This is a genomic window from Streptomyces sp. NPDC104371 (assembly GCF_055583785.1).
In genome coordinates this window covers 258,801-271,548 of record NZ_JBVJNF010000008.1, presented here as the reverse complement: position 1 = coordinate 271,548, position 12,748 = coordinate 258,801, and the positions used below count along the sequence as shown (strand labels likewise).

General features: G+C 73.0%; 8 protein-coding genes. 2 read left to right on the top strand and 6 right to left on the bottom strand.

What is annotated here, in order from left to right; all coding sequences use genetic code 11:
* The first annotated feature begins 15 nt into the window (after positions 1-15).
* Positions 16-1,482, top strand: a complete 1,467-nt coding sequence (locus tag ACZ60T_RS24860) for an HAD-IA family hydrolase (RefSeq protein ID WP_469667900.1) — start codon at positions 16-18, stop codon at positions 1,480-1,482.
* On the opposite strand, the gene ACZ60T_RS24855 is transcribed toward ACZ60T_RS24860, so the two are convergent.
* Complete coding sequence (locus tag ACZ60T_RS24855) at positions 1,483-2,094, bottom strand: class I SAM-dependent methyltransferase (RefSeq protein ID WP_469667899.1); 612 nt, start codon at positions 2,092-2,094, stop codon at positions 1,483-1,485.
* A 76-nt stretch (positions 2,095-2,170) separates the two neighbouring features.
* Here ACZ60T_RS24855 and ACZ60T_RS24850 point away from each other — a divergent pair, with 76 nt between their 5' ends.
* Positions 2,171-3,115 (top strand): hypothetical protein, encoded by a 945-nt coding sequence (locus ACZ60T_RS24850; RefSeq protein WP_469667898.1) that lies wholly within the window; start codon positions 2,171-2,173, stop codon positions 3,113-3,115.
* 74 nt (positions 3,116-3,189) lie between these two features.
* Here ACZ60T_RS24850 and ACZ60T_RS24845 read toward each other — a convergent pair whose 3' ends face one another.
* The 5 genes from ACZ60T_RS24845 to ACZ60T_RS24825 are packed head-to-tail and all read right to left on the bottom strand — an operon-like array spanning position 3,190 to position 12,730.
* Positions 3,190-4,263, bottom strand: a complete 1,074-nt coding sequence (locus ACZ60T_RS24845; RefSeq protein WP_469667897.1) for an HAD-IIIC family phosphatase — start codon at positions 4,261-4,263, stop codon at positions 3,190-3,192.
* Positions 4,260-5,369 carry an acyl-CoA dehydrogenase family protein gene (locus ACZ60T_RS24840; RefSeq protein WP_469667896.1) on the bottom strand — a complete coding sequence of 370 codons (1,110 nt, stop codon included), beginning with the start codon at positions 5,367-5,369 and terminating at the stop codon, positions 4,260-4,262. Before ACZ60T_RS24840 ends, ACZ60T_RS24845 begins: the two co-directional genes overlap by 4 nt.
* Positions 5,362-5,652, bottom strand: coding sequence for an acyl carrier protein (locus ACZ60T_RS24835; RefSeq protein WP_469667895.1), 291 nt, complete (start codon positions 5,650-5,652; stop codon positions 5,362-5,364). Before ACZ60T_RS24835 ends, ACZ60T_RS24840 begins: the two co-directional genes overlap by 8 nt.
* On the bottom strand, positions 5,652-6,509 hold the full coding sequence (locus ACZ60T_RS24830; RefSeq protein ID WP_469667894.1) for a 3-hydroxyacyl-CoA dehydrogenase family protein: 858 nt from the start codon (positions 6,507-6,509) through the stop codon (positions 5,652-5,654). The genes ACZ60T_RS24835 and ACZ60T_RS24830 overlap by 1 nt, the downstream gene beginning before the upstream one ends.
* A 32-nt stretch (positions 6,510-6,541) precedes the next feature.
* Positions 6,542-12,730: a type I polyketide synthase gene (locus ACZ60T_RS24825; RefSeq protein WP_469667893.1), complete on the bottom strand. Its 6,189-nt coding sequence runs from the start codon at positions 12,728-12,730 to the stop codon at positions 6,542-6,544.
* Between the last annotated feature and the right edge of the window lie 18 nt (positions 12,731-12,748).

Here is a 12,748-nt window from a genome sequence, read left to right as displayed (position 1 = left end):
AGGAATGAGAGAACCGTGACTCGACTCCCGCTCCAGGCTGTCCTGTTCGACATGGACGGCACGCTCGTCGACACCGAGCGGCTGTGGTGGGACGCGGTGGAACGGATCGCGGCGGCGCTCGGCCGGACGCTGGGCGAGAGCGACCAGCCGGAGGTGCTCGGCCGCCCCGTCGAACACACGGCCGACTGGCTGGCCGGGCTCACCGGTGCCCAGGCCGCGGACGTCGCCGCCGAGCTGCACCGGGAGTTCACGGACGGTGTCCGCGACAGCGTCGTGCCCCGCCCCGGGGCCATGGACCTGCTCGATGCCCTCGCCCGCGACGGCGTCCCGGTCGCGCTGGTGACCGCCTCCCCCCGGGCCGTCGCCGACACCGTCATCGAGGCGCTGGGCGCCGGTCGCTTCGCGGCCTCCGTCACCGCCGACGACACCGCGCGCACCAAGCCCGCGGCCGACCCGTACCTCGCCGCGTGCCACGCGCTCGGCGTGGACCCCGCCCGCTGTGTGGCCGTCGAGGACACGCCGACCGGCGTCGCCTCCGCCGAGTCGGCAGGCTGTGTGGTGCTCGCCGTACCGTCGCTCGCGCCGATCGAGGCGGCACCCGGGCGCACGGTCCTGGACAGTCTGGAGCGGGTCACACCCGAGCGGCTGCGGTCCATGGTGAACGGCGAGCTGCGGGTGATGAGTTGGAACCTGTGGCTCGGCGGCAGCAAGGTCGACGACCACCGGGCCAAGCAGATCGAGGTCATCACGGAGACCGGCGCCGACGTGGTGGGCGTGCAGGAGACGGGCAGTACCGCGGCTCAGGAGCTGGCCGAGGCGCTCGGCTGGTACCACCACCGGGCGGGCGAGAACCTCGGTGTCATCAGCCGGTACCCGATCACGGCCCGCTTCGGGGATCCCCGGGTCGGCTTCTACGGCGCCGCGGGCGTACGGGTCCGCATCGGCCGGGGGCGCGAGGTCGACGTCTGGACGGCCCATCTGCACTACACGCCGTACGGGCCCTACGAATCCCTCTTCGACGGGCTCCCGGCGCACGAGCTGATCGCCCATGAGGAGGTGCGGCTCGCGCAGATGCGGGATGCCCTGCGGCGCATGGACGAGGCGTGTGAGGACAGTGTTCCGGTCGTGCTCGTGGGCGACTTCAACTGCCCCTCGCACCTCGACCGGGAGGATGTCGCCTGGCCGGTGACGATGGCCGCCGAGGAGGCGGGGCTGCGCGATTCCTACCGCGAGGCCCACCCGGACCCGGTGCGGCACCCCGGCCACACCTGGTCGCCGATCCACCCCGTGCACGAGGACGGCAGCGGGCGCGACGAGCCACAGGACCGGATCGACTACATCCTGCACCGAGGCCTCACGGTGCTCGACTCCCGCACCGTCGTCACCGGCACCCCGAGCCCCTGGCCCGATGTCGCCGACAACGACTGGCCGTCGGACCACGCGGCGGTGCTCACCACGTTCGCCGTGCCCGAGAAGGACTGATCAGACCGGCTTCTCCCAGGTCAGCGAGTACCGGCACAGCACATGCCGTCGGTAGCGCACGCCAGGCAGCAACCGACGGGCAGCGGCGCGCACTTGCCCGTAGCTCATCTGCGGGTCGACGACCGGCATGCCCTGCGGGCTCCGCGCGTGACGCAGTGCCTTCGTGATCCGCACGATCGGGGCAGCCGCGAGCCACGCCGCCCACTCCGCCGGGCTCGCCTCGCGAGCAAGACCGACCACCACCAACGTGCCGCCGGGCCGCAGCAGTTCGCGCATGCGGACGAGCGCCGCCTGGAAGTCCATGTGATGGATCGTGGTCACCGAGCAGACGAAGTCGTACTCCGCGCGGGGAAGTTCGACGGTGAGGAAGTCGCCCTCGACGAAGGTGAGTTGTGGTCTATCGGCAGCGGACTCGCGGGCGCGGGCGATCATCTCGGGCGACTTGTCGATCCCGGTGACGTGCTTCGCCCGCCCGGCGAGCTTCCGGGCCAGCAGCCCGTCCCCGCACCCGACGTCCAGGGCATCGCCGCACCCCTCGGGAACAGCCCGGAGGATGCCCGGGTGCCGGGCGACGTTGGTGTTCCAGTACGGCTCTTCCGCGGGCTCGCGCATCGGGGCATCGTAGAGGCCGGTCGCGGCTTGCCGCGTGCGCACCGACGGATTCGTCCCCCTCTATATCCTCGCGGACGTGATACGCGAGGGAACGACGGGCATGGATGAGGGCGCTCCGACCACAGCGCGCGTGCGCGAGGTACTGAACCGGGCCGGGCGCGTCGTGATCGCCGAGGGGTCTCCTGACGAGGTGGACTCCGCCGACGTGGCGCGGATCGTGGTGACCGGTGCGGAGATCGCGGAGTTGGCCCGGCTGCTGGCTCTTGTGGACGGTGGTACCGGCGACCGATGCCGCTGCAAGGGCTGGCCGACGATCGTGGTGCACGATGTCAACGGCGGGCTGCTCGCCTGCTGGACGTTGCACCATCAGTCCGGTCTTCGAGGGGTCGGTGACTGCGATGCCGACCTGCGCGACGGTCCGGCACTCACCGAGTGGCTGGCGGAGCGGGGGCTGACCCGCTCTCGGGAGGTTCAGGCGATGCTGGCCGCACAGGAGGCCGAGGCGGACCGGCGTCGGCTGCGCTGGCTCCAGGCCGCGCCCGCCGGGCTGCGCGACGCGGCCATGGCTGTCTCCGACCCGTCGCGGCATGACCCGAAGGCCTCGTCGGATCGGCTTCGCGACGCCGAGGCCCGGCTCGCCGCGCTCGTCCAAGAGCGCTGTCCCGACGGGATCGATCGGATCCGCGTGCTGCTGGCCTGGGCCGGGGTTCCCGCCAGGGAGTCCACCGGCGGCCTGAAGTGGTACGACCTGGCAATTCAGCAGCAGTTGCTCACCGAACAACACGACCTCGTCCTCACCGCACTCGCCACCCGCCCGCCGAGCCCGGCCCAACTCGACGGCGCGGCCGAGCTGTTCAGCTCCCACGAGTGGATCACGGCGCACGGCAAGGAGTTGCCCGAGCCGGTGAGGTCGATGGTGATCGAGCACGTCCAAGCCGTCGGCACCGATCCCATGAGGTTCCGGATGCGCCACGGCTACTTCGGTGCCGAGCGATTCGGCCGGACTCCCGCCGACGGCTGAGCGCACATCAACACACCGGCCGGCACCCCAACAGGGTGCCGGCCGGTATGCGTTGTCGGCGGCTCTCGCCTCGGTCAGAGGGCCGCCTTGGCGAGGTCCGGGGCGGTCAGGCGCAGGGTGGTGGGCAACTCCCTGGCCGTGGGCTCCAGATGGAGGCGTTGCAGGCCCTCCGTGTCCGCCGCCGGGACGGTCGCCCGGCAGTCGCACGACTGGTCGTCGAAGCCCGCGAAGCGGTAGGCGACCTCCATCATGCGGTTGCGGTCGGTGGGCCGGAAGTCGGCGACCAAGTGGACTCCTGCCCGATGGGCCTCGTCCACCAGCCAGTTGAGGAGGGTCGCACCGGCCCCGTAGGACACCACCCGGCAGGAGGTGGCCAGCAGCTTGAGGTGCCACAGGTCGGGGTGGCGCTCCAGCAGCAGGACGCCCACGGCACCGTGCGGGCCGAACCGGTCGGCCATGGTGACGACCAGGACCTCATGCCGCGGGTCGTCGAGCAGGTCGCGCAGTTCGGCGTCGGAGTAGGGCACCCCGGTGGCGTTCATCTGGCTGGTGCGCAGGGTCAGTTCCTCGACCCGGGCGAGTTCCTCCTCGGTGGCGCGGCCGATGCCCATCTCCAGTTCCAGCGTGCGCAGGAACTCCTCGTCCGGGCCGTCGGACCGGGCCCGTTCGGCTTCACGCCGGAAGCTCGCCTGGTACATCTCGCGGCGGCGGCGGGAGTCCACGGTCCGTACAGCCGGGGTGAATTCCGGCCGGGAGAGCAGGCCGGACACGTCCTCGGCCGGGTAGCAGCGGACCTCCGGCAGATGGTGGGCGACCTCGGCGCGCTCGGCGGGCCGGTCGTCGATGAAGGCGATGGCGGACCGGGCGAAGTTCAACCGCTCGGCGATGGCGCGCACCGCGTCCGATTTCGGGCCCCAGTTGATGTGCGGAAGGATGAAGTAGTCGGCGATGCCGAGTTCTTCCAGCCGGGCCCAGGCCAAGTCGTGGTCGTTCTTGCTGGAGACGGCCTGCAGGATGCCCCGCGCGTCCAGCTCGGTCACCACCTGGCGTACCTCGTCGCTGAGCCGGACCTCGGCGTCCTCCGACAGGGTGCCCTGCCACAGGGTGTTGTCCAGGTCCCAGACCAGGCACTTGACGGTCACTGTCATATCGATCCGTTCACCGCGTGCTCGGCCAGCATCAACTGGCACATCTCATGGCTGCCTTCGATGATCTTCATCAGCTTGGCGTCCCGGTAGGCGCGCGCCACCAGGTGCCCGTCCCGGGCCCCGGCCGAGGCGAGTACCTGGAGTGCCGTTTCGGCGCCGCGTGTCGCCTGGTCGGCGCTGACGTGCTTGGCCAGGACGGTCGCCATGACCTGCTCGGGCGAGCCGCTGTCCCAGCACCGGCTGGCGTGTTCGGACACCCGGGTGGCGAGCTGCTCGGCCACCAGCAGCTCGGCGAGGTGGCGGGCGACCAACTGGTGCTCCGCCAGCGGCTTGCCGAACTGCTCGCGGGTGGTGGCGTGTCGGGCTGCGGCGGTCCGGCAGCCGCGCAGGATGCCCACGCAGCCCCAGGCCACCGAGATCCGTCCGTAGGCCAGGGCCGTGGTCACCAGCAGCGGCAGCGACAGGCCGACACCGCCGAGGACGGCGTCGGCAGGCAGCCGTACGGAGTCCAGGGTGATGTTGGCGTGCCCCGCGGCCCGGCAGCCCAGCGGATCGGCGACCCGCTCGACGCGCACCCCGGGGGCGTCGCTGGGGACCACCACGGCGGCGGCCCCGTCCTCGTACCTGCCGAACACCACGAGCAGGTCGGCGTAGTGGGCGGCGGTCACCCAGACCTTCCGCCCGTCGATGACGACCGAGTCGCCGTCGCGGCGGATGCTGGTGGCGATCGCGGACAGGTCGCTGCCCGCGCCCGGCTCGCTGAAGCCCGCGGCCGCCAGTTCACCGCCGGTCAGCCGGGGCAGCCAGGCCGCGCGCTGCTCGGCGGTGCCCAGCCGTTCGATGGTCCAGGCGGCCATGCCCTGGGAGGTCATCACGCTCCGCACGGAGCTGCACAGGCTGCCGACCCCGGCGGTGAACTCGCCGTTCTCCAGACTGCTCAGTCCCCGGCCGCCGTACTCGGCGGGGACCTGGGCGCACAGCCTGCCGTCGGCGCCCAGCTTGCGCAGCAGGTCCACCGGCAGCAGGCCCGCCCGGTCCCAGTCGTCGGCCTGGCCGTCGATGAGCCCGGTGACGGATTCCAGCGCCTGCTCGGTCGCCTCACTCACCGCCGCTCCCGGTGGCCGCGTCCGTGAGGCGGAGCACCAGGGCCGTCATCGCCTGTACGGTACGGAAGTTGTCGAGCCTGAGGTCGGCGCCGCGGATGGCCACGCCGAAGGACTTCTCCAGGTGCACGACCAGCTCCATGGCGAACAGCGAGGACAGGCCGCCGGAGGCGAACAGGTCCTGCTCCGGCTCCCAGGAACGCTTGGTCTTCGTCTCCAGGAAGCGCAGCACCTCCTTCGCCACGGCGTCGGCGTCCGGGGCCGTGGTGCGGTGGGTGGCGTCCATCAGTTCTCCTCCTGGTAGTCGTAGAAGCCCCGGCCGGTCTTGCGGCCGAGTTCGCCGCGCCGGACCTTGTCCAGCAGCAGCTCGCAGGGGCGGCAGCCCTCGTCACCGGTGCGCTCGTAGAGCACCTGGAGCGAGTCGGCCAGGTTGTCGATGCCGATGAGGTCGGCGGTGCGCAGCGGTCCGGTGGGGTGTCCCAGGCAGCCCTCCATGAGGGCGTCGACCGCCTCCACACTGGCGGTGCCTTCCTGTACCACCCGGACCGCGTCGTTGATCATCGGGTGCAGTACGCGGCTGGTGACGAAGCCGGGGGCGTCTCGGACCACCACGGGCTGCCGGTCGAGCGCGGTGAGCAGCGAGCCGATCCGGCTCATGGTCTCCTCGCCGGTCCCGCTGCCCCGGATGACCTCGACCGTGCGGATCAGATACGGGGGGTTCATGAAGTGGGTGCCGACCAGGTCCGCCGGTCGGTCGACGAACTCGGCCAGCTCGTCGACGGGGATGGACGAGGTGTTGGTGATCAGCGGGGTGCCGGGGGCCACCCGTGCCGAGACGTCGGCCAGGGCCTTGGCCTTCAGCTCGGTGTTCTCCGTGATGGCCTCGATGACGACGGTGGCCTCGGCCACGCCCTCGGGCGAGGTCGCGGTCACCAGCTCGCCGAGGATCCGCTCGGCCGGGATCCTGCCCATCAGTTGGGCCATCCGCAGCTCGTTGTCGATCTTGCTGCGGGCCCGGTCGAGCTGGGCGCCGTAGACGTCGATCAGCAGAACGGGCAGGCCCTGCGCGAGGGCCAGGGCGGTGATCCCCACCCCCATCACTCCGGCTCCCAGCACGGCAAGCCGGTGCGCACCTGTGGTCATGCGGCGCTCCTCATGTGTAAGTCGCTCATTCATCACTGGTCTGTGGAAGGCGAGTTGGGGTCGGCGGCGGAACGGCGGCCGAGGACGGTCTCCAGCCAGCCGGAGACCGCTTGCCCGGTGGTGGCCACGTGCTGCTCCATGAGGGAGAAGTGGTCTCCGGGCACATCCACCACCTGCTGTGCCGTGGGCCAGGTGGCGCGCCAGTCGGGGGCGTCCGGGGCGGGTTCACCCAGGGGGGTGGAGGCGCGGACGAGCAGGACGGGGGCCTGGACGGCCGGTGGCTGCCAGTCGTCCAGGAGCCGGAAGTAGCGGCCCATCGCGGTCAGTCGGGTTCCGTCCATGGGCGCGCCCCTGTTCTCGCGGGCGAACATCCCGCCGACGAGGGTGTCGTTGAACTGGGTCATGCCCTTGTTGTCCGAGAGGTAGGTGTCGAGCAGCACCACGGCGGCCGGTCGTACGCCGCGCCGCTCCAGGGTGGCCGCCACCCCGTGGGCCACGGTTCCGCCCGAGGAGGAGCCCATGAGCACCAGCGGGCGGTCGCCCAGTTCGCGCAGCAGGGTCTCGGCCTGGAAGTCGAAGAGCGCGGACAGGTCGGCGGGCACCGGCTCCCCTTCGGCGAAGCCCGGGGCGGCCAGGGCGCTGACCCCGTAGCGGCCCCGGAACTGCGCGGCGAAGCGCGCGTACTGCACGGCCCCGCCCAGGGCGACGATGGAACCGAAGCACACCAACTCCGGCGCGTTGCCCCCCTGTTCGCACAGGCGCAGCAGCCGCGGTCCGGTGCCGGCGGCCAGGAGTCCGGTGCCGGTGTGGAACTCGGGGCGGAGTGCGGCGGCGTTCTTCAGCAGGGCCAGGCCCTCGTCGATCCTGCCCGCCTCGAAGGCCTGACGGAACAGGATGCTGACCGGGTCCTCGGCGGGCGGCTCGGGCTCGGGTGCGTGCCGCGCCGGGGACGCGTCGTCGGCCGGGGCCGACTCCAGTTGTCCGCCCAGGAGTTCGGCGAGACGGGCCGGGGTGCCGCTGTCCAGGACCACGGTGGGCCGCAGGCGCAGTCCGGTGCGGTCGGCGAGCCGGTTGCGCAGTTCGACGGCGGTCAGCGAGTCGAACCCGACCGAGAGGAAGGGGTCTTCGGCACCGATCGCGTCGGTCTCGGTGTGCCCGAGCACCTCGGCGGCCTGGGTGCGGACCAGGTCGAGCAGCAGCCGGGCCCGCTCGGCGGCGTCGCCTTGGGCCAGTCGGGCCCGCAGTGCGCCTTCGGTGGTCGTCGGCCGGGTACGGGCGGCGGGCCGCACCAGGGAGCGCAGCAGGTGGGGCACCGGCTGGTCGCGGTAGGCGGTGAGGTCGAGGTGGACAGGCACCAGCGCCGCCTCCCCGGTGGCCAGTGCCGCGTCGAACAGTGCGGTGCCCTCGTCGGCGGTCAGCCCGCGCACTCCGCTGCGGGCCATGCGCCGCAGGTCGGTGTCGGAGAGTTCCGCGGTCAGTTCGCTGCGCTGCTCCCACAGGCCCCAGGCCAGGGAGGTGGCGGGCAGCCCCGCCCGGCGGCGGGCGGCCATCAGCGCGTCGGTGCAGGCGTTGGCGGCCGCGTAGGCGGACTGGCCGGGGCTGCCGAACACACCGGCGGCGGAGGAGAAGGTGACGAAGGCGGACAGTTCGCTGTCCCGGGTCAGCTCGTGCAGATGCCAGGCGCCGTCCACCTTGGGGCGCAGTACGCCGCTCAGCCGCTGCGGTGTCAACGCCTCCAGCAGGCCGTCGTCGAGGACGCCCGCGGTGTGCACGACGGCGCGCAGCGGGTGCCGTTCGGGAACGGCGGCGAGCACCGTCGCGAGCGCCTGACGGTCAGCCACATCGCAGGCGTGCACGGTGACTTGGGCGCCCGCTGTGGTGAGTTCCGTGACCAGTTCGGGCATCCCCGGCCCGTCGGCTCCGCGCCGCCCGAGCAGTACCAGGTGCCGTACACCGTGCCGGGTGACGAGGTGGCGGGCGAGGATTCCGGCGAGGGTGCCTCCGCCGCCGGTCAGCAGGACCGTGCCGTCCGGGTCGAAGGGGCCTGTCTCCGGGGCGACCGCGTGGGCGCGGGCCAGCCGGGGTGCGTACAGCGCTCCGTCACGTATCGCCAACTGCGGTTCGCCGGAGGCCAGTACGGCGGGCAGGAGCCGGGCGGTGGCCTGTGCGTCGTCGGTGTCCAACAGCAGGAAGCGGCCAGGGTGTTCGAGTTGGGCCGAGCGCAGCAGACCCCATACGGCGGCACCGGCCGGGTCCACCGGTTCGCCGGACGCGTCGGCCGCTCCCCGGGTCAGGACCACCAACGGCGTGGTGTCCCGGCCGGGTTCGGCCAGCCATGTGTGCAGGGCGTCGAGCACCTCGGCGGCGGTGCGGTGCACGGTCTCCGGTCCGTCCGCTCCCCGCGGTGGGCAGGGAAGCAGGACCGCGTCGGCGGGAGCTTCCTCGGGTACGGTCCCGAAGTCCTCCGGCAGCAGTCGGGCGTCGGGTGTGCCGAGCAGCGCCCAACGGCCGCCGGGCAGTGAGGCGTTGGGTTGCGGCGCCGGTGTCCACTCCACCCGGTACAGCGAGCGGGCGGGGGTGCGCAGCGCCGCGAAGGAGGCGGTGCGCAGGGCCAGCGATCCGATGGCGGCGACCTGGCGGCCGTCGGGGTCGCTGATCCGCAGGGAGAGGGCGTCGGGTCCGTCGGGCCGCAGGGTGACCCGCAGGGCGCGTTCGGCTCCGCTGCCGATGGTCACCCGGTGCCAGGAGAACGGCAGCGGTACGCCGTCCGTGGGCCCGCTCTGTTCGAGGCCCGCCCGTTGCAGGCTGACGGTCTGCACGGCCGCGTCGAGCAGTGCGGGGTGCACCGCGAAGGCGTCCGGACGTCCGTCGGACACGCCGTCGGGCAGGGTCACTTCGGCGAACACCTCGGCGTCGCGGCTCCAGGCGCGGCGCAGCCCTCGGAAGGCGGGGCCGTAGAAGATGCCGCCGTCCTCCAGGGTGTCGTAGAGCCGGTCGAGGTCCAGCTCCCGCGCGTCGGCCGGTGGCCAGGGGGCCGGGTCGGGCGCGGGCTGTTCCGGGGCCGTCGCGAGCAGGCCGTCGGCGTTCCGGGTCCAGGGTTCGCCGGGTTCGGCGTCCTGGGGGCGGGAGTGGAACTCCACGGTGCGTCGGCCGTCGTCGTCGGCCGGTCCCACGGTGAGCCGGAGTTGCGTCGCGCCACGGGGCTCGGCGGGCAGGGTCAGGGGCGCGGCGAGGGTCAGCTCCTCGATCATGTCGCTGCCGAGTCGGCGTCCCACGTGGGCGGCCATCTCCAGGTAGGCGACGCCGGGGAGCAGGACGGTGCCGCCCACGGCGTGGTCGGCCAGCCAGGGGTGGTCGGCGACCGACAGCCGCCCGGTGAACACCACGCCACCCGAGTCGGGCAGGTCGACCGCGGCACCGAGCAGAGGGTGCCCGCCGTCGCGCTGTCCGGCCGAGGCGGGGTCGCCGCCGGGCGGGCGGGCGTCGAGCCAGTAGCGCTGCCGCTGGAAGGCATACGTCGGCAAGGGGACCCGGCGGCCCCCGGAGTGCTCGGTGACCCGTGCCCAGTCGACGGGCAGGCCCGCCACATGGGCCTCGCCCAGGGACAGCAGCAGTCGGCGCAGGTCTCCCTCGTCGCGGCGCAGTGTCCCGAGCACCTCGACGTCGTCGGCGTCGGCGTCCGCCGCGGTGTCCTGGATCCCGTAGGCCAGGGTGGGGTGCGGGCTGACCTCGACGAAGGCCCGGTGGCCCGCGTCCAGCAACTGCCGTACGGCGTCGGCGAACCGGACGCCCTGCCGTAGGTTGCGGTACCAGTACTCGGGGGTGAGGGTGTGGGGGCCGACCCAGTCGACGTCCACGGTCGACAGCCAGGGGACGTCGGGGGTACGCGGGGTGATCCCGGCGAGGCCCGCGATCAGGTCGTCGCGTACCGCGTCGACGCCGGCCGAGTGCGAGGCGTAGTCCACCGGCATCGGCCAGGCCATCACGCCCTCTTCGCGGAGGTCGTCGAGGAGGGCGCCGACCGCCTTGGCGTCGCCCGCGACCGCCACCACGCGCGGCCCGTTGACCGCGGCGATGGACAACTCGCCCTCACGTCCGGCCAGTCGGTCGGTGACCTCCTGCGGCGAGAGCATCAGGGTGGCCATCGCGCCCTCGCCGCCGACCGCGCCCAGCGCGCGACCGCGCACCGCCGCGACTTGGGCCGCGTCCTCCAGGGACAGCGCCCCCGACACACAGGCGGCGGCCACCTCGCCCTGGCTGTGCCCGACCACCGCGGCGGGCTCCACACCGTAGGAGCGCCATACGGCGGCCAGCGACACCAGGACGGCGAACAGGACCGGTTGGAGCACTTCGACGGAGTCCAGCGAGGGTGCGCCGGGCTCCCCGCGCAGGACGGCGGTCGGCGACCAGTCCAGATGCGCGGCCAGGGCGCGTTCGCAGTCGGCCATCCGCCGGGCGAACGGCTCGCAGTGGTCGAGGAGTTGGGCGGCCATGCCGGGCCACTGGGCGCCCAGGCCGGGGAAGACGAACACGGCCTTGCGCCCGCCGCGCGGGGCGGTGCCCACGGCGGTGTCGGCGGCCGTCTCACCTCGGGCGAGGGCGGCGAGGGCGGCGAGCAGCTCGGTGGGGTTCTCGCCGACCAGGACGGCGCGGTCGGCGAAGCGGGACCTGCCCAGGGCCAGCGAGCGGCTGATGTCCGCGGGGCGGATCGCCGGGTCGGTGGTCAACCGGGCGTGGAGTGCGGCTGCTTGGCCGCGCAGGGCGGCGGCGCCCTTGGCCGAGAGGGTCCAGGCGACGGGTCCGGCCGGGGCCTCGTCGGGGGTGTCCGCCTGCGGCTGTTCCGGGGCCGATTCCAGGACGAGGTGGGCGTTGGTGCCGCTGGCGCCGAAGGAGGACACCGCGGCCCGCCGCGGCTCGCCGGTGTGCGGCCAGGGGGTCGCCGCGGTGAGGAGGCGGACCGCGCCCTCGGACCAGTCGACCTGGGTGCTGGGCCGGTCGAGGTGGAGCGATCGGGGCAACAGCCCGTGCCGCATGGCCAGTACGGTCTTGATGACGCCGCCCACTCCGGCGGCTGCCTGGGTGTGGGTGAGGTTGGACTTGAGCGAGCCCATCAACAGCGGCCGGTCCGCGGGCCGGTGGCGGCCGTAGACCTCCAGTACCGCCTGGGCCTCGATGGGGTCGCCCAGCACGGTGCCGGTGCCATGGGCCTCCAGCGCGTCGATCTCGGCTGCGGTCAGGTCGGCGTTGTCCAACGCCTGGGCGATCAGGCGTTGTTGGGCCGGTCCGTTGGGTGCGGTCATGCCGTTGCTGGCGCCGTCCTGGTTGACGGCGGAGCCGCGGATCACGGCCAGCACCGGGTGGCCGTTGCGGCGGGCGTCGGAGAGCCGCTCCAGCACGACCACTCCGACGCCCTCACCGAACCCGGTGCCGTCGGCGTCGGCGGAGAAGGACTTGCACCGCCCGTCACGAGCCAGTCCGCGCTGGCGGCTGAAGCCCACGAACAGGCCCGGGGTGGACATGACGGTGACCCCGCCGGCCAGCGCCAGGTCGGCGTCCTCGGCGCGCAGCGCCTGGCACGCCAGGTGGATGGCGACCAGCGAGGACGAACAGGCGGTGTCCAGGGTGACGGCGGGTCCTTCCAGGCCCAGGAGGTAGGCGACCCGGCCGGAGACCACGCTGGGGATGCTGCCCGTGCCCAGGAACCCTTCGAGTTCTTGGGGCACTTGGCCGAGCCGGGAGCCGTAGTCGGTGTTGAGGACGCCGGTGTAGACCCCGGTGCGGCTGCCGCGCAGCGACAGCGGGTCGATGCCCGCGCGCTCGACGGCCTCCCACGAGGTCTCCAGGATCAGCCGCTGCTGGGGGTCCATCGCCAGGGCCTCGCGCGGGGAGATCCCGAAGAAGGCGGCGTCGAACTCGCAGGCGCCGTCGAGGAATCCGCCCTCGGTGGTGTAGGTGGAGCCGGGTGCGTCGGGGTCCTCGTGGTAGAGGCCCTCGCCGTCCCAGCCGCGGTCGGTGGGGAAGGCGCCGACCGCGTCCCGCTCCTTGACCAGCAGCTCCCACAGCTCTTCGGGGGAGCGCACTCCGCCGGGGTAGCGGCAGGCCATGGACACGATGGCCACGGGCTCCCGCATCCGTCCGGTGAGCCGGCGGTTCTCGGCGCGCAGTCGCTGATTGTCGAGCAAGGAGGTGCGCAGCGCCTCGACCACTTGGTCCGCGGGCATGCTCGTCCCTTCTTCCGG